This window comes from Bradyrhizobium centrosematis, assembly GCF_045571495.1.
Taxonomy (GTDB): Bacteria; Pseudomonadota; Alphaproteobacteria; order Rhizobiales; family Xanthobacteraceae; genus Bradyrhizobium; species Bradyrhizobium centrosematis.
Window position 1 is genome coordinate 3,272,341 of sequence record NZ_CP120703.1, and the last position, 21,497, is coordinate 3,293,837.

Sequence of the window (21,497 nt, forward strand, 5' to 3'; positions counted from 1 at the left end):
CTCGTTTACGATTTGGAAAGCATATCGGAAGGCGGAGGTGGGAACCGTCGTTAATGCGACCGTAATCCGGCTGCACCATTATGCAGGAATTACGGGGGTCATTCCATTCATGTCAAAGGTTCTGACTGGAAAGTTCTTGCCGCAGTTCAAGCTGGGCACGAAAGCGGTGCTGTGCGCCGTGCTGCTGATCGCCGTGAACACGGCGCTTGTGGTCGGCGCCGGCTATTGGTCACTGACGTCCGCCTTCAATGACCGCGCATTGCGCGACATCGAGGTCAATTTGCGCACGCTGGCGCTAGCCTTCACCGAAACAGTCCCAGCTGCCAAGATCACGATGCGGGATGGCGCGGTGGTGCGCGCCGAAATCCCCAGGATGCCCGACTTTGGTGATCACGCCATCGTCGATCGCGCGGTGTCCTATGTCGGCGGCAATGCGACCCTGTTCGTGTTCGACGATGCGAGCGGGCAGTTCGTCCGCCGCTCCACCAACGTGAAGAAGGAAAATGGCGACCGTGCCGTCGGCACTCAGCTCGCAGCCGACCATCCGGGGCAGGCGCCGCTGCGCCGCGGCGAGGCTTACAAGGGTCCGGCGACGCTGTTCGGCAAATCGTTCATGACCGCCTATTTCCCGATCGTGGACGGCGCCGGCAAGGTCGTCGGCATTCTCTATGTCGGCATCCCCATGATGCAGTACGAGAGCATGCTGGCCCACGCGATCCAGAGCATGGCGGCGGCCGCCGGCCTTGCCGCGCTTGTGGTGCTGGTCCTGACTCTGCTGGTCGTGCGCCGCGTCACCCGTCCGCTCACCTCGGTTACCCGCTCGCTCACCGCGCTTGCCAACGGCCAGAGCGACGTCGCGATCGAGTGCGAGGATCGCGCCGATGAGATCGGCGAGATCGCCCGCACGGTTGCGGTATTCAAGAGCAATTCGCTGGAGCGGGCGCGCCTGCGCAGCGAGCAGGCGGCGGCCTCGGCCGCAGCCGCCGAGCAGCGCAAATCCGACCTGCGCAACTTCGTCGAGGAGTTTCGCGGCAGCGTCGGCGGCATCCTCGACAAGGTGCTGACCTCGTCGGGCGAGTTCGAGCGCGTGGCGCGGCAACTGACCGACGTCGCACGCTCCACCGCCGATCTGTCGGCACGATCCGCCGGCGCTTCCGAAAACGCTTCCGAGCACGTGCGTTCGGCGGCGTCGGCCTCCGACGAGCTGTCTCAATCGATCTCCGAGATCACGCGGCGAGTGCAGGAATCCAACGAGATTTCCGCCGAGGCGGTCCGCCAGGCCGAGGCAACCGACCAGCGCATCGCGCAGCTCTCCGAGGCCGGCGCGCGCATTGGCGACGTCGTCAAGCTGATCACCTCGATCGCCGAGCAGACCAACTTGTTGGCCCTGAACGCCACCATCGAGGCCGCGCGCGCGGGCGACGCCGGCCGCGGCTTTGCGGTGGTGGCCCAGGAGGTCAAGACGCTGGCCGGCCAGACCGCGAAGGCGACGGACGAGATCTCCAACCAGATCGAGAGCATGCAGCTCGCGACCGAGGAGTCGGTTGCGGCCATCAAGGCGATCAGCCAGACCATCGAGCGCATCAGCGGCATTGCGGGCTCGATCTCGGCTGCCGTCGAGCAGCAGAAGAGCGCGACGCACAACATCGTGTCCAGCGTTCGCGCCGCGGTGTCAGGCACGGCCGATGTCGCCGTCAACGTCCGCCATGCCGCCAAGGGCGCCAGCGAGACGGGCGAAACCTCGAGCCGGATGTTTGCCTCCGCCCAGGCCTTATCGAGCGAGAGCCTGCACCTGAAGGCAGAGGTCGACGGTTTCCTGGACCGCGTCCGCGCGGCGTAATCCGAACGGGGCGGTCCGCAGGACCGAGCTCTGGTGCGCAACTGCGCACCAGAGGATCTCGAGATCCCGGGTCTGGTCCTTCGGACCATCCCGGGATGACTTTTTGCAGTCGCTGTGCGCGACCGCCAAAGTCACTTCGGCTGCGGCACGATGCGGATGTAGGGCTTCGGCTCTTTCCAGCCCTGCGGGTAGATCGTCTTGGCCTCGTCGTTGGAGACCGAGCCCGCGATGATGACGTCGTCGCCTTGTGACCAGTCGGCCGGCGTCGCGACGCGATGCTTGGCAGTGAGCTGCAGCGAGTCGATGACGCGCAGGATCTCCTGGAAGTTGCGGCCCGTGGTCATCGGATAGACCAGCACCAGCTTGATCTTCTTGTCGGGGCCGATGACGAAGACGTTGCGGACGGTCTGGTTGTCGGCGGCGGTGCGCTTGAGGGGATCGCCCGAGATGGCGGCCGGCAGCATGCCGTAGAGCTTGGAGACGTTGTAATCGGTATCGCCGATCATCGGATAGTTGGGAGCTGCGCCCTGCGTCTCCTTGATGTCTTCCGACCATTTGGCGTGGTTGTCGACCGGGTCAACCGAGAGGCCCATGAGCTTAACGCCGCGCTTGTCGAATTCCGGCTTCAGCTTGGCGAGCGCGCCGAGCTCGGTCGTGCAAACCGGTGTGAAGTCCTTGGGATGAGAGAACAGGAGGGCCCAGCTGTTGCCGATCCAGTCGTGGAACTTGATCTTCCCTTCGGTGGTCTCGGCTTCGAAGTCGGGGGCGGTGGCGCCGATCGGAAGTGTCATGATTTTACCTCATCGCGTTGAATTTACTGCAGAATTCGTCTTTGGTGGCCGCCCTCATTATAGGGGGCCTACGAGTCTAAGTGAACGCCAACTGAACCGGCTCAAGTAAAATGTGAATTCCTTCCTTGAAGGGCCGATTTTCTAGCAACTTATTGTTACAGCGGCACCTGCGGCGAAACAGCCCCACCCGGGCTCACACGGTCTCGCTCGCCCCGATAATGCCTTTTATGACTTCCATCACGCTCGCCCGTCGCGAGCTAGAACCAAAATGGTCCCGACAGCGACCAATTGGCAACCATCTAGAAAAGTCGCGACCACCGTATCAAATCGTTAACCACCCCTTTACGTCAGCATGAAAATGCTGACCGGTCAGAAGAAATCTGGAAGTGAACTATGTCTGCCGCTGCGCCTAAATCTGTCGAGTCGTCGTCCCTCGAACCATCCTGCCGCGATACCGCGGCTCATGCACTCTCCATCGTGCGCGACGGCGTGATCACGGGCGAAGGTCCGACCACCAAGGGAAGGGTGCACTTCTCCCGTTCGCTCGATGCCGATGACACCGCCTGGTGCGCGCGTATCCTGACCGCCACTGCCGTCAACGACCAGCCGGTGAGCCGCGCGGAAGCTGAAGTCCTGTTCGAGATCAACGAGGCCGCGACCGAACGCACCGATGGTGGTCGCTTCGACGACCTGCTGGCGAAGGCCGTTGCCCATTATGCCGCAAGCGCCTCGGGCCTGAAGGTGCCGCCGCGCAGCGTCGCGCTGTCGCCCGACACCGACATCGAGAGCTGGGCGCCGTCCTATGCTTCCAAGGTCAACGGCGAGATGCTGGAGTGGATCGCCGGCCAGATGCGCGGCAAGCGCCACAACAACCGTCGCCTGATGGCGATGGTGGCGACCTTCCTCGGCGCCACCGCGCTGCCTCTGGCGGGCCAATTGCCGAACGTGTTCGACATCGGCATGTGAATTCGCACCTCTTGCGAGGAGCATCTGAACGGCGGGGTTATTTCCCCGCCGTTTCTTGTTTGCCGCTATCAGGCTCGAGGCCCAGCGTGCGGCCGGGGAAACCGGCGGCATCGAAATAGCGCTGGCTGCCGACGCGCTGGACGTTGAGCACGGTCTCCAGACCATTCTCGGCCTTCTTTTTCGATCTCTCGACCATCTTGAACGCCTTCGGCACGACGCCGTTGGGCAGCGCCTCCGACATCACCCGGCCGACCAGGCCGCCGTTCTGCGAGGCGCGCAGGTCCATGAGACGGGCCGCGGTCATGCCGACATCGGCATTGCTGACCGGCAGCTCGTCGACGAAGCCGGACTTGAAGTCCGGGCCGATGGCGGCCATGAAGTTCATGGTGTCGCCCCGGCTGAAGCTGCCATGCATGCCCTGGCCCTGACGCAGCACGGTGTCGGCCACCTGCACCGAGCAGTTGGTCGGCGCTTCGCCGCAATCGCTGGCATAAGAGCGGAAGTTGACCACGATCGACGGCGTCGGCGTTGCCGCCTTGCCGCGCAGGTTGACGCTCGACAGCGGCAACGTGCCCGGGAAGCGGCCGAGCGAGTCCTCGACGAACAGGCCGGAGACGTAGTCCTGTTCGAGCAGCGCCTTGATGGTCCTCGCCGCCAGCTTCTTGTCCTTGTTCGGGAGATAGACGAGGTCGGAGCCGCCATTGGTGGCGACGACGAGGTCGGGCTTGGCCGGATCGTTGCCGAGCACGCCGTTGCCGGCCTTCGGATGCTTGTTGCCTTCGATCTTGGCATTCTTGTCGTTGGGGTCGAACAGCGGCAGATCGAGCGCCTTCGCCAGGTCGAGCGCCAAGAAGCCCATCGGCAGGAAGTCCTTGGGCGTATCGTCATAGCTGACCTTGGCCGACGGGCTGGTCTTGCTCTCCTTGGAGATGGTGGAGAAGCCGTGGTCGGCCGAGATGATGATGTTGGTTGAGGCCGCGAGCCCGAGCTCGTCGAGCGCCTTGCGGAGCTGGGCGAGATTGTTGTCGGCGTTCTTGATGCCGGCCATCGAGGTCGGCCCGTTGATGCCCGGCATGATCTGATTGAGGCTGTCGCCGGTGTTGTGCTGGCTGCCGTCGGGGTCGCGCGACCAGAACACCAGCACGAACGGCTTGTTGCGCGCCTTGAACATCGGCAGCACCACCTTGGTGGCGACGTCGGCGAAATAGGCCTGCTGGGCGACGTTTGCGACCGTGGTGCCCGGCGTCTTGGCGTCGCCCGCCTTGGAATTGTCGCCGCGCGGCGGCGTGGCGGTGGGCAGGCCGGCCTTGGTCAGCGCTTCTTTCACCTCGTCCGACAGCGCCACCCCGTTCTTGCCGCCGGTGGAATCGTCGAACACGATCGAATGCTGGCCGGCCTTTTCGGGCTTGTCGGTGTGGTCGAACTGGTAGGTCGGGCCGACCTTGCCGATTGCCGCGGTGCTGAGGCCCTTGCTGCGAGCCAGCTTTAGAATCGTCTCCTCGTTGAGATAGTCGCCCTTGAAATGCTCGTCGATGTCGCCGAGCACGGCGTCGTTCTCGATGAAGGGGACCACGGTGTCGCCCGCCGGGGCCGAGGTGTAGTTGGTCCAGATCGTGTTGGAGAACACGCCGGTATCGCCGAGATAATGGCCGGTCGACATCGCCGAGCCGTTGGCCATGGTGAAGGTCGGGAAGAGCGAGTGCGGGTTCTTGAAGTTGACGCCCTTGTCGCGGACTTCCGCCATCGCGGGGGCCGTTTCGGGGGTGACCTTCAGCGCGCGCAGACCATCCGGGATGAACAGGATGAGATTGCGGGGAGTGTTGTTCTGGGCGGAAGCAAGTCCGGTGGACAACACTGTCAGTCCGGCGGACAGCAACAGCAGTGAACGGCGCATGGAGGTCTCCTGGCGGTGAGGCGGCATGGCCGCCGACCGCGGCCCCCGGTTCGTTTAGTTTCCGTGGATGACAGTTTTGTTACAAGAGCCGTTGCCGATGCAAGAGGGCCGGAAAAGGAATGGCGTTGCTCTCGCGTCCCGGACGCGACGCAGCGCGTGAATGTTGCGGCATAGAGCCAGGACCGGGTCGCGGCGACAAATGGGATTGCCGAAATTCGGCGGGACTGAATATCTTCGGCCGTATGCATTGGCGCACGGCTCGGGGTGTTTTGCCCGTCGGTCACCGCAAGGATTGTGCCGCGACGTTCAATCCGGCGCGGTCTGTACCTCCGGACCTGGTGCGGGGGCCTGAGCGGGCTTTGCGGCTGGCGGACGGCGGCCGGCCCTGGCAAGATTGCGGCGCAGCGCCAGGGGGGCCGCGTGGAGGGCAAACGCGATCGCGATCTGCGTCCGGTTCTGGAGCCGGTACTTGCGCATGATGTTGCCGATATGCGCCCGCACCGTGTTCTCCGAGATTTTGAGCTCGTAGGCGATGGTCTTGTTCTGCAGTCCCCGCGCGATCAACGTCATCAGTTCGCGCTCGCGCGGCGTCGGTGTAATCGAATCCTTCGGATCCGGGCTCATGACGGGCTCCTCCCTGGTCTTCGGGCCGAATTGACCGCCTCCAGCATCTTCTCACTCCGTCTTGAGCGCCTCGATTGGGCTAAGCTTGGATGCCTTGTGGGCGGGATAGAAACCGAAGATGAGGCCGGTGGCGATCGAGAAGGCGAGGGCAAGGCCGATCGCCTGACCGTCGATCGAGGTGATCCATCCTGCCATACGGGCGACCGTCATCGAGAGCGTGACGCCGCAGGCGACCCCGATGGCTCCGCCGAGCAGGCAGAGCACGAGGGCCTCGCAGAGGAACTGCAGACGGATGTCGCGCATCCGCCCGCCCAGCGCACGGCGAATTCCGATCTCCCGCGTGCGCTCCGTGACCGACACGATCATGACATTCATGATGCTGATACCGCCGACGAGCAGCGAGACCGAGGCGATGGCGACGAGCAGCAGCGCGACGGTCCGGATCGCACCCTGCTGCGCTTCCATGGCGGCGGCGGGATCCTGGACCTTGAAGTCGTCTTCCTGACCGGCGGGAATACGGTGGCGCTGCCGCAGCAGGTTCTCGATCTCCGCTCGCGCCCCCGCCATCTGTCCGTCGCCGGCAACCTTGGCGATGATGTAGGCGACCGAATCGCGATTGATGTTGCTTGCGCTGCCGAGAAAACGCAGCTTGGCGGTGGCGAGCGGCACGAAGGCGACATCGTCCTGGGCGGGGTCCTTGCGGTCGAGCACGCCGACCACTTCGAGCGGGACCTTCATGATCCGGATCTGCGAACCGATCGGGTCGTCGCCGGCTGGAAACAGCTCGCGTGCGACCCTGTTTCCGAGGATCACGACCTTGCCGGCGCCCGATTCTTCCGCGCTGGAAAAATAGCGGCCGGCGGCAAGCTGCCAGTCGCGCACCATGAAATGTCCCGTCGTCGTGCCGTTGATTGTCGTATTCCAGTTCCTGCCCTCGTGGATGACCTGTGCCGTTCCGGCGAGCGAGCCGGCCGCGGCCTGGATTTCCGGAATCTGCTCGAGGATGGCCTGCACGTCGCTCTCGGTCATCGTCAGCTTGCTGCCGTCCTTGAGGCGCACGCCGCCCTGATAGACCGCACCGGGGGTGATCATCAGCACGTTGGCGCCGATTGAGCGGATCTGCTCCTGCAGACGCAGCTGCGCGCCGGCCCCGATCGCGAACACCGTCACGATGGAGGCGACGCCGATGACGATGCCGAGCATGGTGAGGAAGCTGCGCAGCGGATTGAGGCGCAAGGCGTGCAGAGCGATCTGAAAACCCTGGAGCATCGTCATGGCGCAAGGCTCCGCTTCGGCAGGATCGGAGATTGCGTTTCGTCGCTGACGAGCTCGCCGTCATGCAGGCGGATGGTGCGGCGGCATTGCGTCGCGATGCCGGGATCGTGCGTGATCATCACGATGGTCTGGCCGGTGCGGTTGAGCGCGGCAAACAGGGCCAGGATCTCGGCGCCGGTACGGCTGTCGAGGGCGCCGGTCGGCTCGTCGGCGAGCACGATCAGCGGGGAGGCGATCAGTGCGCGCGCGATCGCGACGCGCTGCTGCTCGCCGCCCGAGAGCTGCCGCGGGAAATGATGGGCTCGATGCAGCATGCCAACGGCCTCAAGGCTCGCTTCCGCACGCGCCAGGCGTTCTCTGCGATTGATGCCGCAATAGACCAGCGGCAGCGCGACGTTCTCGATCGCATTGTGGCGGGCGAGCAGATTGTAGGACTGGAACACGAAGCCGATGCTGCGGGCGCGCAAGGACGACCGGCGATCTTCCGACAGGCCGGCGACGTCGGCCCCCTCGAGATAGATGGCGCCCTCGTTCGGCAGGTCGAGCAGCCCGATCATGTTCATCAGTGTCGATTTGCCCGAGCCGGACGGCCCCATCACGGCCGCGATCTCGCCTTGCGCGATGTCGAAGCTGACATTGCGCACCGCCGTTACCGCGATGCCGTCGGTGCGGTAGGTCCTGCTGACCGAGCGGAGGCTGATGAGAGGAGAGGCGGTCATGATCCGAACCTGATTCCGAGAAATTCAAAGCCCGCCGGACGGATCGCCTGGCCGACGGCCACCTGACTGCCCTCGTCGAGATCGCCGCTCTTGAGTGCGACCTGTTCGGTCCCGGCCGCGCCGACCGTCACGGCAATGCGCTGGAGCGAGCCGCTCGCGGTGCGTACCCACACCCCACTGTGGGTGCCTGCCGGCTCCGGCCGCATGCCGGAGGGCTGGAAACGCAGTGCGGCGAGCGGCACCTTCAGAACGTCATCCTGCCGCTCGATCACGATCTTCACCAAAGCGGTCATTCCTGGGAGCAGCGCGCCGTCAAGGTTGGAGGTCGCGAGCACGACGGTATAAGTGACGACATGCTGCTGAGTCTGCGGCGCCTTGCGCACCTGCCGCACCACGGCTTCGAAACGGCGATCCGGGTAGGCGTCCACGGTGAAATGAGCGCGCTGGCCGGGAGCGATGCGGCCGATATCGGCCTCGTCGACCTGCGCGTGGATCTCCATGTCTTCCAGCCGATGGGCGACCACGAAGGTGGTGCGCGACTCCAATCCCACCGCGAGCGTCTGGCCCTCGTTGACGAACCTGCCGACGACGACACCGTCGATGGGAGAGCGGATCACGGTGCGGTCGAGATCGGCCTGGGCCGCGGCGAGGACGGCCGCCTTCTCGGGCACCGTCATCCGGGCCTGCTGCAGCTCGGCCTCGATGCGGCGCACATCGGCCTGCGCGCCGTCGACGGAATAGGTGTTCAGTGAGACCAGGATCTCGGCCTCGCGCTCCTGGGCCAGCCGTGCCGTGAACTCCGTCTGCGCGTCGTCGACCGTCGTGGTCGCCACCACGTTCTGCGATTGCAGCGCGAGCTTGCGCTGCAGGGTCTTCTGAGCCGAGCTCTTGACCGCTTGGGCGCTTTCGAGCTTGGCGGCGAGCACGTCCCGGCTGCCCCTGGCGTTTTGCAGGTCGATCCTGGCGCGATCGAGCTTGGCCCTGGCGATGTCGACCATGGAATTGGCGACCGCCAGCGACGCCTTGGCTTCATCGACCTTGGCCGCAAAGCTGCGCGGGTCGATCAGGGCGAGCGGCTGATCCTTGGCGACCGTATCGTTGAAGTCGACATAGACCCGGGCGAGCTGCCCGGACAATTGGGAGCCCACCTCGATCGTCTTGACCGGCTGCAGGGCACCCGTGACGGTGACGGTCTGCTCGATGCTGCCGCGCTGGATCGAGGCGTAGCGGAACACCGGCGCCTCGGGCCCAAATGTCGAGGCCTTGTGCCCGCCGGGCACGAGCAGGCGTCGGGTCGATTCCAAGGCATGCGACGCCTTGTTCGCAGCGCCCCCGGCCGCGCCGATCACGGCCGGCCCTGCGGCATAGACCGCGGCGAGGCTGCAGGCAGTTCCAAGCAAGGCAATGACTGGCACAAATCGCATATCAAAAACCCGCCTCTTGAAATGGCTTCATGGAGGCACGGACAGTGATCGCGCTGTGGTTGTAATTCCCCAAAGCAATACCGATCGTCAGTATGTCGCTGCTGCCGGGCCGACGGTCGGGTGCGTTTGATGATCCAGTAGTAAAGTCCGCGCAGTGCTACTTTTTGTGATTTGAAGACAAGGCATACCGGGCGTATCGATATGACGCGCGCGGTATCGAACTCGGATAAGCCGATTGAACGTCCCGTCTGGTCTGGCCGAAGCGGCCAAGCCGCCGGCGTTCGAACCGGCACATGGGCGGCGATGCCATGACGCAGCCGGCGACACCACGACGTAGGATTGCCGCATTCTCGATATCGGCCCGACGCGACGCCGCCGGAAGCGAGGCCGAATCCTTTCGATCACGAAGCCCGATATGTGAACGCCTTCACTCGTCTCAGGCGCGTGTTGGCTCTAAGAGGTCGAACCGGCGGAGCGATGCGCCTCGTTCGACCTTCGCGATTCTATTTCAAGCACCTTTGTCACGCTTGCAAGAAGAATGGATGGTTCGTTGCTTTTTCATCGAGCCCCAAGCCGGGGGAGCCGCTGCTCATGAGTTCAGGTCAAGCCACAGTTTATGTCGTTGACGACGAAGTCCAGATTCGAACCGCGATCGGAAGCCTCTGCGAGGAGACCGGGCATCAGGTGAAGCTGTTTGCGTCGACCGACGCATTCCTCGCGGAGCCCATTTCGCCTGGGCCTTCTTGCCTCGTGCTCGATGTCCGCTTTCCCGGCACCTCGCCGACCGGCCTCGAGCTTCAACGGCGGCTCGCCGAGACCGGCGTGCCGATTCCGATCGTCTTCATCAGCGGCCATTCCGACGTCCGCGTCTCGGTCGAAGCCATGAAGCGCGGAGCGGTCGAGTTCCTGCCGAAACCGTTTCGCGAGCAGGAGATCCTCGACGCGATCAGGCACGGCATCGAGCGCGATCGCAGGCGGCTGGAACGCGAAGATAGCGTGCGTGAAGCCCGCCAGCGCGTCGAGACGCTGACGGCGCGAGAGCGCGAGATCATGCTGCTGATGGCCGAAGGGCTCGTCGCCAAGCAGATCGCGGCGCGACTCGGCGTGAGCGAAGTGACGGCGAAGGTCCATCGCGCCAGAATGATGCGAAAGCTGGAGCTGCGTACGCCGATCGAGGTGGTGCGGCTGATCGACAGCATGGGGCGCGAAGCGGAGACGACGCGCACCGGTGCCGGGTAGCGTCGCTTCCGAGCTTTTATCGCGCGAGATTTCGCGCAACGTCTAATCCGTACCGACTAGCATGAACTGCAGTCTGTCGCGCAGGACACGATCGGTTCAAAGTTGTCCCTACGATGTCCGCCCCTTCCAAGACGGCATCCGAACTCAGTCAGACAACTTTGCTAGAAAGGGATTCTCCATGCGCAAATTGTTTTTTGCTTCCGTTGCCGTCCTCGCCCTGTCCTCCGCAGCGCAGGCTGCCAACACGTCGACCACCACTCAGGTCGGTGCTGTCAACGTATCCAGCACGGACCAGCAGGGCCACGTGGCTGACAGCTCGACCACCACGCAGGTCGGTCTCCTGAATCTCTCGCAGACCACTCAGGGCACGACCACGGCCGGCGGGTCGACCAGCAACTTCAGCCTGACCACCCAGGTCGGCTTGGCGAACGCGCAAGCCACGGCCCAAGTTGCCACCGGCAACAACACGGCCGGCATCTTCCAGTTCTCCGGCGGCAACAACGCCTCCTCGCTTCTGCAGCTCGGCGGCGGACTCAACACCGGCGTGGTTGTGCAGCATTAAGCCAGCCCCGTACCCCCTTGGGTGCGCCACAGCCTGGTGCACCCAAGGCAGGCCTGAAGTGATCGCGATCAGTAGAAACGACGGATCGACCAGCTGCTGCTGGCGGAGGCAGTCCCATGCGGATCAGATATTTTGTTGCGGCGATCGTCACGCTCAGTGCGTTGACGTCAGTCGATGCTCAAGCTGCTAACACGAGCAGCGTGTTGCAGTTCGGCACGGTAAATCTTTCATCGACCGACCAGGCCAGCGCGGGCAACAACACCGCGACGACCCTGCAATTCGGAGCTTTCAACGCAGCCTCGAGCGTACAGTCGGGATCCCTTGGTTCATCCAATTCGGCGACGATCGGACAGGGTGGCACGACGACGACCGCGACCAACATTGCCGGGGTCGCACAGGCCGGGGGCGCCAACACGAGCTTGATCGGTCAGATTGGCCTGAACAACACGGCGGGAGTGACCCAGCTAGGGATCCTGAACGGCTCCACGGTTCTGCAGGCGGCTCCGTGACCCGAGACGGTACCGAGATCTCGGAAATAGTGTGGAGACATGTGATGACCCAGCATCTTCTAATCGCTGCTGCTGCAGCTCTCGTCGCCTGTTGCGCAGCGAACGGCCCGGCACGGGCGCAAACCGTCGACTCCAGGACGATCATCTCGATCAATGGGGCGCCGGTCGTCGTCAACCAGAATAGCCCGACCAACGCGGTCGGCATATTCATGATCGGCGGTACAACCAGCGCGACCGTCACCCAGAACGGAACCAACAACGCCACCGGCGTCCTGCAGTTCGGCGGCACCAACAGCACCGCCGTTGGTCAGAGCGGCGCGTGGAACGTCAGCTCGATTGGCCAGGTCGGGTCCGGGAATACCGGCTCGATCGCTCAGTTCGGCGGCCTCAATTTGTCGAGCATCACACAGATCGGTCATTAGTTGGTCAGTCCAGAACGCAGATCCGGGACATGTTCACATCCGGGGAGCGTAAGGTGAATGCGCGCTTGTCCGCGTCAGGAGCCGGCAGGGGGAAAAGGCGATGAAGTATACCAAGCAGCTTTTCGAGCTGTCGGTGTTGATTGCCCTGGTCAGTTTTGCGTCCGCGGCATCGGCCGGAGGGGCACCGCGATCCTACGGCTTCGGACAAGGCGGATACGGGCCAGGCGGGTTCGGACTAGGCGGGCTCTCGAACAAGAGTGTGAGTATCGAGACGGTCGTGGAGGTCGGCAACAATGTCCAGCCGGTCACGATCTTCGAGAACAGCGCCATCAACATCGCGCGGGTCATCCAGATCGGCGGGACTGGCGAGGTCGATGCGACCATTGTCCAGAACGGCACGACCAACTATGTCAGTGTGCTCCAGGTCGGCGGCACCACCAATGCGGTGGTTGGCCAGTCCGGCGTGAACAACATCGCCTCTATCACCCAGGTCGCGAATTCCACGAACGCGCTGCTGCTTCAACTTGGCAGCATGAACAGGGGAACGGTGCAGCAGTTCGGGCGCTTCAACTGGGCGGCGATCTTCCAGTTCGGCCGGTAATCCGAAAGGTGGTGCGACATGAGGTTCATCATCCTCGCAGCAGGAATTGGCATCATGGCAGCGACGACAGCCGATTTAGCCGGCGCCGGCGAGACCGGCAACGGCAATACCACCGTGATCCAGGACGAGAATGGGTCCGCCGTCATCACGCAAAGCGGCAATCCCGCGCAGGCCGAGGTCAAGATCGAGAAGGAGCCGGGCCGCACGACGGTCTATCGGCGCAGCGGCGGCAACACCGCGATCGTGTCGCAGGGCAGCGGAAATCCGCAGGACATGCAGAACCTGCTCGACTGGCTGCTCAAACAGCACCAATCGCAGTGACGCGCAAAGGCCCACCGTCCGCGAAGGGATGATGGGCCTCGCCGCGCGCCGCGTCACCAGCGATAACCGCCGGTCAGCGTGCCGTTGTTGTTGCCGTCAGGGCCGACGTCGCCCTGTGTCGAACTCGGGGTCGGATGGTTGGTGCCGTTGAGCGCGCCATAAGGTCCTCCGACATCAGGATAGTATGCCCTTGGCTGGACCGGTTCGTAGGCGGGGGCGGTGCGGTCCCAACCCCTGCGCGGACCGTTCCAGTCGTAGCCCTGCGCCGAGGCGGCTGCCGTGCCGGCGATGAGTGATGCCGTGATCAGGCAGAGGAGTTTTGACTTACTCTGCATTCGCGATGCTCCTTGCTTGTGTCGGGGGCCAACGGTTGCGCTGCGGTAGCGTTCCGGAGGTATTCGCGGCGTGCGATCAACTCCGATCAACTGGTTATGAAGACCGAGCTGGTTGGATCGAAGTCTTTGAAACGAGTCGAGAAACCCGGGCGTCTTGCCGCACCCGTTCCGCCGTTAATCCCGTGCCTTAACCAATAATTAATTATACGTTTGCGGGTGGGTGATGGCCCGGCCTAGCGTAGCTGCGGGGAGCCGCTTTCGCTTAAGCCCAACGAGTTGGTGCGTATCATGACCTATCGAATGCACGGGGCCTTGCTCGCCTCGCTCAGCGCAGCCGCGCTGCTCCTTTGCCTCGATGACAGCCTTGCCAGACCCGGCGGTGCCGCGCCGCATGGGATCACGGCTGCGCCTTCCGGCGCAATGGCGCGTCCGTCGATCGCGCCCGGCGCCCGGTTCCACCGGCGGAATAATCCCTGGGTCTATTGGCCGGGAGGCGGCGGGTTCTTCTACGACAGCGCTGGCTACAGCCAGCCCTTCGTGGATGCGGGGCAGCTGGTCTCCACCGACGTGCGCTACACCTACACCTATGATGTGCCGTGGGACTGGACGCACCGCTTCCCGCCGAACGTCGTGCCGTCCGATCGGCCCTATGTGCCGAGCTGTCCAACGGAGCAGGTGACGGTTCCCGGCCGCGGCGGCAGCGAGCACACCGTCAACATCATGCGTTGCTACTGAGTGGCGCTCTAACCCAGCTCGAAGCTGGTCACGCCGAAGACGCGCGCGATGCGCAGCGGCGGAATCGCTCCCGTGTACATCCGCGCTGTCTCGAACACCGGCTTCAGCCCGAGCGCTTCGGCGAGCGCGACGGCCTCGCGATTGACGGCGGGAACGTCGAGAAATACCTCGCCGCCATCCGTGCCGGCCAGCAGAGCCTGCACGATCGCCTCCGCGGCTGCGCAGTCGTCGGCAACCAGCGGGCCGATCTTGCAGCCGGTGCGGCAGGGCCGGATCACGCCCCATGCGGCGAGCTTGCCGTCACGCAGGAGCGCGCGGCCGACATGGCCTGACGTGTTGATCCAGGCGCGCAGGAAGGTGCTGCGCGGCGCGGGGAAGACCGTGGCGTCGTCGGCTTCCACAAGCGCAAACGGGATCGTGTCGAGCGCAACGACATCGGCAGGCGGCTTCACGGGCGCGGCGCTGACGCCGCCATAGCGGATATTGGCATAGGCAAGCTCGAAGCCCGATTTCCGGTAATTGTCCTGCTGCGCCACCACGCCATCGAGCCCGATCACGCGCGGGCCCGCATGCGCGATTGCCGCGTTCCAGATGCGCACGCCGTGGCCGGAGCCGCGAAAGCTCTTCGCCACGATGTAGAAGCCGAGGAAGGCGAAACGGTCGTCGTAATTGACGCATGAGACGGTTGCCACCGGTTCGCCGTCGATCTCGCCAACGAAAAAGCCTTGCGCGTCGGGAGCCGCGAAGCAGGCGGCATCGGAGAGGCCGGGATTCCAGCCTTCGGCCGCCGCCCAGTCGATGGCGAGGGAGATTTCCTCGGGGCGCAGATTGCGGATCAGCAAATCACTCACTGCGCGTCGCTCATGATGGATGCGCTCGGCCATGGACCTGCCGACAGGTCTCGTTGTAGAAGGCCCTCATGATAGGCCGAGCCCGCGGCTCGCTTCAACTGAAGGGTGATCAAAGATGGCAGCAGAGAAGGTCGTGCTCGTTACCGCCGGCGGCAGCGGCATGGGGGCAGGGGCTGCGCGGCGGCTGGCGGCGGACGGTTTTCGCGTCGCGATCCTGTCGTCCTCCGGCAAGGGCGAGGCGCTGGCGGCCGAGCTCGGCGGCTTCGGCGTCACCGGCTCGAACAAGTCCAATGACGACCTGAAGCGCCTCGTCGACGGTGCCATGTCGAAATGGGGACGGATCGACGTGCTCGTCAACAGCGCCGGCCACGGGCCGCGCGCGCCGATCACCGAGATCACCGATGAGCAGTGGCATGCCGGCCTCGACACGTATCTCCTGAACGTGATCCGGCCGACCCGGCTGGTGACGCCGCTCATGCAGGCGCAGAAGGGCGGCGTCATCATCAACATCTCGACCGCCTGGGCGTTCGAGCCCAGCGCGATGTTCCCGACCTCGGCGGTGTTCCGCGCAGGGCTTGCCGCCTTCACCAAGATCTTCACCGACACCCACGCGGCCGACAACATCCGCATGAACAACGTTCTGCCGGGCTGGATCGACAGCCTGCCGCAGCAGGACGCGCGGCGCGACAGCGTGCCGATGAAGCGCTACGGCAAGGTCGAGGAGATCGCGGCGACGATCGCGTTCCTGGCCTCCGACGGCGCCGCCTACATCACCGGCCAGAACATCCGCGTCGATGGCGGCCTGACCCGTTCGGTCTGAGCGACGCCTCAATGTGAGGCGACAAGCCGCGCCAGTTCCGGCAGGATCTTGTAACGGGCGATCTCGTGCGGATACTCGCCGCGATTGGCGAGCAGGACGATGCCGATCCGCCGCGCCGGCACCAGGCCGATATAGCCGGAGGCGTTGTTGAGGCCGCCGGGCTTGTCGACGATGGTAACGCCTGGGAGGCGCACGGTCTCCCAGGCCATGCCCTGCCCGAATTTTTCATCGACGCGGAAGGCCTCGCGTTGCGTCATCCGCAACGCTTCGCGCAGATGCGGATCGATCGCGCGGCCGTCGATGCAGGCCGCCGCGAAAAGGGCGAGGTCTCGGGCGGAGGCGAACATCTGGCCCGTGCCGGGAAAATCGAAATAGCTCTGCTGATTGCCGATCGGGCCAATCGCCATGCCCTGGTCGGAATAGCCCTGGACCACGCGCTGCATCCAGGCCCGGTCCATGACGGCGCGGTTGTCCGGGCCGCGCTCGGGGACGAAAGTGGATTCCATGGCGAGCGGGCGGAGAATGCGGTGCTCGATCAGCGCGTGGATCGGCAGGCCGTAGCAGCGCTCGAGCACGAGCTGAAGCAGCACGTAGCCGGCATGAGTGTAGACGCGTTGCCGACCGGGGACGACGCCGGCCGCTGCCGTGAAGGCGTTCAGCATGGCGATGAACTGCTCGCGTGTGTACTCCTCGTTCGGCCAGGGCGAATGGTCGGTCGGCAGCAGCAGGCCCGAGGTGTGCGTCGCCAACTGGCCAACAGTGACATTGCGGATGTCGTTGCCGTTCAGCTCGGGCAGGTATTTCGGCAGACGATCGTCGAGGCGCAGTTCGCCGCGCAGCACGCCGAGCGCCACGAGTGTCGCTTCGAACAGCTTTCGCAACGAGGCGAGATTGAACAGCGTGTCGGGCGTCACCTTCCGTCCGGTCAAATCGTCGGCAAAACCGTAGTTGAAGAACTCGACATGGCGCCCGGCGTAGAGGGCTGCGGCGAGGCCGCCCGCATGGTCCGGCGTCGCGGTCGGCGCCAGCTCGTCCGCGACGATGTCGCGCATCTGCGCGATCATGTCGGAATCCGCGGATGCCTGCGGGCCAAGCGCCATCGCAATCGGAATGCATGCGGCCCGTACGAAGCTTCGCCGGCTGATCGAGGATGAGGTGACAATAGGCGGCACGTGCTCTGATGAATGATGCGGATGCACCCCCGAATCCTGTTTAGCGAACAGGGCGCGATGTCCCAATTCACAATTGCGCGTTGCGGGTTCCGTTGGCCGGATGAGCGCGAAGACCTCCTTGGAACGCGCTGCGTTCCATCCGGGCCACAAAAACTGAGCCAATCGGCTAACTATCGTTGACGCCCCAGCATCCGGCGTATATAGTTAGCTTCATGGCTAACCAATCATCCGGGCTCGACCAGGTCTTCGCGGCGCTTGCCGATCCGACGCGGCGCGCGATCGTGATGCGGCTCTGCGCCGGCGAGGCCTCGGTCGGCGAGCTCGCCGATCCCTTCGACATGGCGCTGCCGAGCTTCATGAAACACATTCATGTGCTGGAGGCGAGCGGGCTCGTCCAATCCGAGAAATCCGGCCGCGTCCGCACCTGCCGCCTCAGCCCGGATGCGCTGCTCGGCGCCGAGGACTGGTTCCAGCAGCAGCGCGCGATCTGGGAGGCGCGTCTCGACCGGTTCGAAGCCTACGTGATGAAGCTGAAGAAAGAGAAGGAGAGGGCGGCCGCCAAGCGGCCGTCCCGAACAACCAAACGGAAAGGGTCCGACTGATGACGAATTCTGCCAATCCCGCTCTGTCGCAATGGTCACTCGACCGCGAGATCGTGATGTCACGCGTGATCGACGCGCCGCGCGAGCTGGTGTTCGAGGCGTGGTCCGACCCGAAGCATCTGCCGCAATGGTTTGGGCCGAAAGGCTTCAAGGTCGAGACCTTCGAGATCGACGTGCGCGTCGGCGGCGTCTGGCGCTTCAACATGATCGGCCCCGACGGCACGATCTATCCAAACCGCATGCGCTTCCGCCGCATCGAGCGGCCCTCGCTGATGGAGATGGATCACGGCGTCGACCAGGATGAAGATCCCGGCATGTTCCGCTTCACGGTCACCTTTGCCGAGCAGAGCAACGGCAAGACCGTGTTGATGATGCGTCAGCTGGCCTCGAGCACCGAGCAGCGCGACGGCATGATCGGTTTCGGTGCCGTCGAGTATGGCTATCAGACGCTGGACAAGCTCGCGGCCTATGTCGCCGGCATGAAGAGGTAAACGGAGCATCGTCATTCCGGACTCTTGGGCTCCGCTTTGCCCGGAATGACGGATCGGTCGGCGGCGCGCTCAGGTGAGCGCGTTGACAACCGGCGGTTCTAGTTTCTAGACCTTGACCAGGTCAATGAAGGCGACGGAGGTTGCGTTCCTACACGTCTCGCGCGCTCCCCGACTGGATGCGCAGTTCGAAAACGAATGCGGCCCCGGCGGGGGGAGGACTCGCCGGGGCCGCGCTCACACGCGCATCTGAGAAAGGGACCGGGTTTCGAAGAGCGCGTTCGACGATTGGCTAGCGTCGCGGCGTCACACCGTTTGAAGGCGGCGTCGTTTCGTTGCGCATGCCACGCGGACTCGAAGCGCCTTGTCCGCCGCGCTCCACATGAGTGATGCCGCCACTGCCGGAGCCGGAGCCGTCTCCCGCGCTTCCGCTGCTTCCGCCAGCGCCGCTACCTCCGGCACCCGCACCGGCACCCGCTCCGGCGCCGCCAGCACCCGCGCCCGCACCACCGGCGCCTGCACCAGCGCCGCCCCCGGCACCCCCGCCGCCACCGCCCCCTGCGCCTTGTGCGACGGCGACGCCGAATGAAGCGCCAGCCAGCATGGCTGCCGTGAAGATCGTCAGAATTGTCTTGCGCATGTTGTTTCTCCTTGAGGTTTACGACGAACCAATCACGTGCCGGGCCTGCCGTTCCTAGGCTGCACACCTTCAGCGCGTCGATGTGGCGGCACGGCAACCTCGTCGAAACGTTCGGCGAGAGCATCGAGCGCAGCGCGCATCTCCGGTCCTTGCATTGCCGCACCATGACCGGTGACGACGATCTCAGGTGCAAGCGCGGCAAGTGCGCGCACCGATGCTTTCGCGCTCCCCCAATCCGGCGTGAAGTACATTGGGGGTCCGTGCATCTCCGGCGTTTGGGTCATTGCCGCATAGACGGACTCCTGTCGTGTGGTGATGAATGCATCACCGGCGATCAGGACGCGGTCGCGCTCGCGCCAAAGCGAGACTTGTCCGGGCGTATGCCCCGGCGTGGCGATCCATCGCCAGTCCTGCATGAAGGGCAGGCTGTGATCCGACGGAAGGTCGTAAAGGTGGGCCGCGACGTTGACCGGCCGGGTCGGAAACAGCGGAGAGAGCCGGGCGAGCAGCCCGCCGCCGACGCTCGGATCGGCCGGTGGATAGCTTTGCGTACCGTCGAGATAAGGATGCTCGGCGTGATGTGCATAGACCGGTACGTCCCACTCGCTCGCCAGCGTCTCGAGCGCACCGACGTGATCGAAATGAGCATGCGTCATGACGATGCAGGCCGGGCGGCCATGTCCTCCAAACCGCGCGCCGGCGGCGGAGCGGATGGCGTAACCGGAGCCGGGAAGGCCAGCATCGACCAGCACCCAATTGCCGTCACCGGCACCTTCGATGCCAACGAAGATCACGTTGACGATGGCAAGCTGCCGGTACGCGACGTCGGCGACGATCTGTCGCGTGTCGTCGTTGCGGTCGAAATCGAGGGCGGGGTGCTCGGCTTCTGCCGTGGAGGAGAGTGGGATCTGCGTCATGTCCGACTTGTCCGATGCATGCAATTCTTGGCGTCTAACGTTCGATCGTGCCCATGCGCCGGATCTTCTGCTGAAGCAGCATCACGCCGTAGAGCAGCGCCTCGGCGGTGGGAGGACAGCCGGGCACGTAGATGTCGACCGGCACCACGCGATCGCAGCCGCGCACGACGGAATAGGAGTAGTGATAGTAGCCACCGCCGTTGGCGCAGGATCCCATCGAGATCACGTAACGCGGCTCGGGCATCTGATCGTAGATCTTGCGGAAGGCGGGGGCCATTTTGTTGGTCAAGGTGCCTGCCACGATGATCACGTCGGATTGCCGCGGCGATGCCCGCGGCGCGAAGCCGAACCGCTCGGCATCATAGCGCGGCATCGACATCTGCATCATTTCGATCGCGCAGCAGGCGAGGCCAAAGGTCATCCACATCAGTGATCCGGTGCGGGCCCACGTGATCAGCTCTTCCGAGGTGGCGGTGAAGAAGCCCTTGTCCGCGAGGTCGTCGCGGATCTGCATGAAATAGGGGTCAGAGGCGTTGTCCGGGTGTCCGTGTCCGGGACGCAAGACAGAGGGATTGCCGGCGGTAAGGGGAGTGTTTGTCATCAGGTCATCATCGTCTTTCGGCCCGCAATTCCGCGACGAGGCCGCACGCCGCTTTGAACCGTCGGTCGAGCTCGACGTTCCTGCCGCAGAAGACCTGTTTAGCGCTTTGCTATCGCAGGTTAGCGTCGGGTCCTTCGGACGGAACACGCGCCGGGACTCGGACGTCTGGTTCGGTCATCAAGCCGTTCCTCCTAGGAACAACCGCTGGTGTTCCCGGTTGCGGGAAGGAAGCCAGTCAGATGGAGGACAGGAAGATGGCTAACGAAGCCCGCGACACGTTCGTGGTCGGACTACGCAACGCGCATGCGATGGAAGTGCAGGCGCGAGAGTTGATGGAGCGCCAGTCGGAGCGGCTGGACGAATACCCGGAGGTCAAGGCGAAGGTCACCGCGCACCTGCAGGAGACCAACGAACAGCTCAGGCGGCTGGAGAAATGCCTCGAAGCCTGCGGCGAGAGCACGTCCAGCCTGAAGGATACCGCGCAGTCGGTGATGGCCAACATGATGGCGATGGCGAATTCGGTTGCCGGAGACGAGATCCTCAAGAATACCTTCGCCAACAATGCGTTCGAGAATTTCGAGATCGCTGCCTACAAGTCTCTGCTGGCGCTCTGCTCCGCCGCCGGCATGCCGGAGGCCAAGGCACCGCTGGAGACTTCGCTGAAGGAGGAGCAGCGCATGGCCGCCTGGATCGACTCCAATGTTGAGAAGGTGACGATGGAGTTCCTGTCGCATCAGCGTCAGGCGGCCTAGTTTTACGCGTTCTTCGCCGAGATCGGACCACCGGCGCGCCAAGGCGGCCGGTGGTTTTTTCACGCCCTTGGCCCGGCTCTCCGGCCGGTAGGAACGATCGCTGCGCTCCGGCTTTGGCAGTGATGACACACATCATCTTCAGCGACTATCGCAATCCCGCTGCGGAGGAGGCTTACGAGATTGCCTGGGACTTTCTCGTGCGCACCGGCGCCATCCAGGAGGAGTTCGATGCCTGCGTGTTCCTGGCGCAGCGTATCACCGTGATGGTGGAGGAGGGACAGACGAACCGGATCCGCATGGCCAATCGTGCGATCTCCGAATATCAGCGCCATGTCGACGAGACCGACGACGTCATCCGCAGCGGCGGCCGCCGTGCGGAACGGCATTGAGAGCCGCA

General features: G+C 64.2%; 25 protein-coding genes. 14 read left to right on the plus strand and 11 right to left on the minus strand.

Annotated elements, in window-relative coordinates; translation table 11 throughout:
* The first annotated feature begins 109 nt into the window (after window positions 1-109).
* A complete protein-coding gene (locus P6U31_RS15790; RefSeq protein WP_407189312.1) occupies window positions 110-1,840 on the plus strand; it encodes a methyl-accepting chemotaxis protein in 1,731 nt (576 codons plus the stop codon).
* A 131-nt stretch (window positions 1,841-1,971) separates the two neighbouring features.
* On the opposite strand, the gene P6U31_RS15795 is transcribed toward P6U31_RS15790, so the two are convergent.
* Window positions 1,972-2,631, minus strand: coding sequence for a peroxiredoxin (locus P6U31_RS15795; protein WP_407189313.1), 660 nt, complete (start codon window positions 2,629-2,631; stop codon window positions 1,972-1,974).
* 393 nt (window positions 2,632-3,024) lie between these two features.
* On the opposite strand from P6U31_RS15795, the gene P6U31_RS15800 reads away from it, so the two are divergent.
* Window positions 3,025-3,597 carry a hypothetical protein gene (locus P6U31_RS15800; RefSeq protein WP_407189314.1) on the plus strand — a complete coding sequence of 191 codons (573 nt, stop codon included), beginning with the start codon at window positions 3,025-3,027 and terminating at the stop codon, window positions 3,595-3,597.
* A 37-nt stretch (window positions 3,598-3,634) separates the two neighbouring features.
* On the opposite strand, the gene P6U31_RS15805 is transcribed toward P6U31_RS15800, so the two are convergent.
* The 5 genes from P6U31_RS15805 to P6U31_RS15825 form a co-directional block, all read right to left on the minus strand.
* Window positions 3,635-5,491, minus strand: coding sequence for an alkaline phosphatase family protein (locus tag P6U31_RS15805; protein WP_407189315.1), 1,857 nt, complete (start codon window positions 5,489-5,491; stop codon window positions 3,635-3,637).
* Between the two features lie 306 nt (window positions 5,492-5,797).
* Entirely contained in the window at window positions 5,798-6,115 is a 318-nt protein-coding gene (locus P6U31_RS15810) for a response regulator transcription factor (RefSeq protein ID WP_407189316.1), read from the minus strand.
* A 51-nt stretch (window positions 6,116-6,166) separates the two neighbouring features.
* Window positions 6,167-7,390, minus strand: a complete 1,224-nt coding sequence (locus P6U31_RS15815; RefSeq protein ID WP_407189317.1) for an ABC transporter permease — start codon at window positions 7,388-7,390, stop codon at window positions 6,167-6,169.
* On the minus strand, window positions 7,387-8,109 hold the full coding sequence (locus P6U31_RS15820) for an ABC transporter ATP-binding protein (protein ID WP_407189318.1): 723 nt from the start codon (window positions 8,107-8,109) through the stop codon (window positions 7,387-7,389). Before P6U31_RS15820 ends, P6U31_RS15815 begins: the two co-directional genes overlap by 4 nt.
* Window positions 8,106-9,533, minus strand: coding sequence for an efflux RND transporter periplasmic adaptor subunit (locus P6U31_RS15825; protein WP_407189319.1), 1,428 nt, complete (start codon window positions 9,531-9,533; stop codon window positions 8,106-8,108). Before P6U31_RS15825 ends, P6U31_RS15820 begins: the two co-directional genes overlap by 4 nt.
* A gap of 591 nt (window positions 9,534-10,124) precedes the next feature.
* Between P6U31_RS15825 and P6U31_RS15830 the strand changes: the two genes are divergently transcribed.
* From P6U31_RS15830 to P6U31_RS15855, 6 genes are all read left to right on the plus strand, one after another.
* Window positions 10,125-10,772, plus strand: coding sequence for a response regulator transcription factor (locus tag P6U31_RS15830; RefSeq protein ID WP_407189320.1), 648 nt, complete (start codon window positions 10,125-10,127; stop codon window positions 10,770-10,772).
* 178 nt (window positions 10,773-10,950) lie between these two features.
* Complete coding sequence (locus P6U31_RS15835) at window positions 10,951-11,334, plus strand: curlin subunit CsgB (RefSeq protein ID WP_407189321.1); 384 nt, start codon at window positions 10,951-10,953, stop codon at window positions 11,332-11,334.
* A 116-nt stretch (window positions 11,335-11,450) separates the two neighbouring features.
* Complete coding sequence (locus tag P6U31_RS15840; RefSeq protein WP_407189322.1) at window positions 11,451-11,843, plus strand: curlin; 393 nt, start codon at window positions 11,451-11,453, stop codon at window positions 11,841-11,843.
* Between the two features lie 44 nt (window positions 11,844-11,887).
* Window positions 11,888-12,265, plus strand: a complete 378-nt coding sequence (locus tag P6U31_RS15845) for a curlin (RefSeq protein WP_407189323.1) — start codon at window positions 11,888-11,890, stop codon at window positions 12,263-12,265.
* 100 nt (window positions 12,266-12,365) lie between these two features.
* Window positions 12,366-12,866: a curlin gene (locus tag P6U31_RS15850; protein ID WP_407189324.1), complete on the plus strand. Its 501-nt coding sequence runs from the start codon at window positions 12,366-12,368 to the stop codon at window positions 12,864-12,866.
* A gap of 18 nt (window positions 12,867-12,884) precedes the next feature.
* On the plus strand, window positions 12,885-13,187 hold the full coding sequence (locus P6U31_RS15855; RefSeq protein ID WP_407189325.1) for a hypothetical protein: 303 nt from the start codon (window positions 12,885-12,887) through the stop codon (window positions 13,185-13,187).
* Window positions 13,188-13,240: 53 nt separating this feature from the next.
* On the opposite strand, the gene P6U31_RS15860 is transcribed toward P6U31_RS15855, so the two are convergent.
* Complete coding sequence (locus tag P6U31_RS15860) at window positions 13,241-13,522, minus strand: hypothetical protein (protein ID WP_407189326.1); 282 nt, start codon at window positions 13,520-13,522, stop codon at window positions 13,241-13,243.
* Between the two features lie 288 nt (window positions 13,523-13,810).
* Here P6U31_RS15860 and P6U31_RS15865 point away from each other — a divergent pair, with 288 nt between their 5' ends.
* Complete coding sequence (locus P6U31_RS15865) at window positions 13,811-14,257, plus strand: hypothetical protein (RefSeq protein ID WP_407189327.1); 447 nt, start codon at window positions 13,811-13,813, stop codon at window positions 14,255-14,257.
* Between the two features lie 8 nt (window positions 14,258-14,265).
* Here P6U31_RS15865 and P6U31_RS15870 read toward each other — a convergent pair whose 3' ends face one another.
* A complete protein-coding gene (locus P6U31_RS15870; protein WP_407189328.1) occupies window positions 14,266-15,108 on the minus strand; it encodes a GNAT family N-acetyltransferase in 843 nt (280 codons plus the stop codon).
* A 115-nt stretch (window positions 15,109-15,223) separates the two neighbouring features.
* Between P6U31_RS15870 and P6U31_RS15875 the strand changes: the two genes are divergently transcribed.
* Entirely contained in the window at window positions 15,224-15,928 is a 705-nt protein-coding gene (locus tag P6U31_RS15875) for an SDR family oxidoreductase (protein WP_407189329.1), read from the plus strand.
* Window positions 15,929-15,936: 8 nt separating this feature from the next.
* On the opposite strand, the gene P6U31_RS15880 is transcribed toward P6U31_RS15875, so the two are convergent.
* A complete protein-coding gene (locus P6U31_RS15880) occupies window positions 15,937-16,992 on the minus strand; it encodes a serine hydrolase (RefSeq protein ID WP_407189330.1) in 1,056 nt (351 codons plus the stop codon).
* A 320-nt stretch (window positions 16,993-17,312) separates the two neighbouring features.
* Here P6U31_RS15880 and P6U31_RS15885 point away from each other — a divergent pair, with 320 nt between their 5' ends.
* Together P6U31_RS15885 and P6U31_RS15890 are read left to right on the plus strand one after the other, a co-directional pair.
* On the plus strand, window positions 17,313-17,702 hold the full coding sequence (locus tag P6U31_RS15885) for an ArsR/SmtB family transcription factor (RefSeq protein WP_407189331.1): 390 nt from the start codon (window positions 17,313-17,315) through the stop codon (window positions 17,700-17,702).
* The gene (locus P6U31_RS15890) at window positions 17,702-18,193 is read left to right on the plus strand and encodes an SRPBCC family protein (protein WP_407189332.1); all 492 of its coding nucleotides are present in this window, start codon (window positions 17,702-17,704) and stop codon (window positions 18,191-18,193) included. The genes P6U31_RS15885 and P6U31_RS15890 overlap by 1 nt, the downstream gene beginning before the upstream one ends.
* Before the next feature lie 669 nt (window positions 18,194-18,862).
* Here the strand turns inward: P6U31_RS15890 and P6U31_RS15895 are convergent.
* Entirely contained in the window at window positions 18,863-19,747 is an 885-nt protein-coding gene (locus tag P6U31_RS15895) for an MBL fold metallo-hydrolase (protein ID WP_407189333.1), read from the minus strand.
* A gap of 34 nt (window positions 19,748-19,781) precedes the next feature.
* Window positions 19,782-20,348 carry a NuoB/complex I 20 kDa subunit family protein gene (locus P6U31_RS15900; RefSeq protein ID WP_407189334.1) on the minus strand — a complete coding sequence of 189 codons (567 nt, stop codon included), beginning with the start codon at window positions 20,346-20,348 and terminating at the stop codon, window positions 19,782-19,784.
* Between the two features lie 254 nt (window positions 20,349-20,602).
* Here P6U31_RS15900 and P6U31_RS15905 point away from each other — a divergent pair, with 254 nt between their 5' ends.
* Together P6U31_RS15905 and P6U31_RS15910 are read left to right on the plus strand one after the other, a co-directional pair.
* The gene (locus P6U31_RS15905; RefSeq protein WP_407189335.1) at window positions 20,603-21,100 is read left to right on the plus strand and encodes a ferritin-like domain-containing protein; all 498 of its coding nucleotides are present in this window, start codon (window positions 20,603-20,605) and stop codon (window positions 21,098-21,100) included.
* Window positions 21,101-21,222: 122 nt separating this feature from the next.
* Complete coding sequence (locus P6U31_RS15910; RefSeq protein WP_407189336.1) at window positions 21,223-21,489, plus strand: hypothetical protein; 267 nt, start codon at window positions 21,223-21,225, stop codon at window positions 21,487-21,489.
* Window positions 21,490-21,497 lie beyond the last annotated feature (8 nt).